Raw genomic sequence first — 687 nt, 5'->3', positions numbered from 1 at the left:
TGGTTAAGTCCTCGATCTATTAGTATCAGTCAACTCCACATGTCGCCACGCTTCCATCTCTGACCTATCAACCTGATCATCTTTCAGGGATCTTACTAGCTTACGCTATGGGAAATCTCATCTTGAGGGGGGCTTCATGCTTAGATGCTTTCAGCACTTATCCCGTCCGCACATAGCTACCCAGCGATGCCTTTGGCAAGACAACTGGTACACCAGCGGTGCGTCCATCCCGGTCCTCTCGTACTAAGGACAGCTCCTCTCAAATTTCCTACGCCCACGACGGATAGGGACCGAACTGTCTCACGACGTTCTGAACCCAGCTCGCGTACCGCTTTAATGGGCGAACAGCCCAACCCTTGGGACCGACTACAGCCCCAGGATGCGATGAGCCGACATCGAGGTGCCAAACCTCCCCGTCGATGTGGACTCTTGGGGGAGATAAGCCTGTTATCCCCGGGGTAGCTTTTATCCGTTGAGCGATGGCCCTTCCATGCGGAACCACCGGATCACTAAGCCCGACTTTCGTCCCTGCTCGACTTGTAGGTCTCGCAGTCAAGCTCCCTTGTGCCTTTACACTCTACGAATGATTTCCAACCATTCTGAGGGAACCTTTGGGCGCCTCCGTTACTTTTTAGGAGGCGACCGCCCCAGTCAAACTGCCCACCTGACACTGTCTCCTACCCCGAT

The 687-nt window shown here is 54.3% G+C and carries 1 rRNA gene; it reads right to left on the bottom strand.

Annotation, left to right across the window (positions count from 1 at the left end):
* A 23S ribosomal RNA gene (locus HHO41_RS22030) occupies positions 1-687 on the bottom strand; the annotation flags it as partial.

The sequence above is a fragment of the Bacillus sp. DNRA2 genome, assembly GCF_012843265.1.
Taxonomy (GTDB): Bacteria; Bacillota; Bacilli; order Bacillales; family Cytobacillaceae; genus Bacillus_BU.
This window is presented reverse-complemented; position numbering and strand designations above follow the sequence as displayed.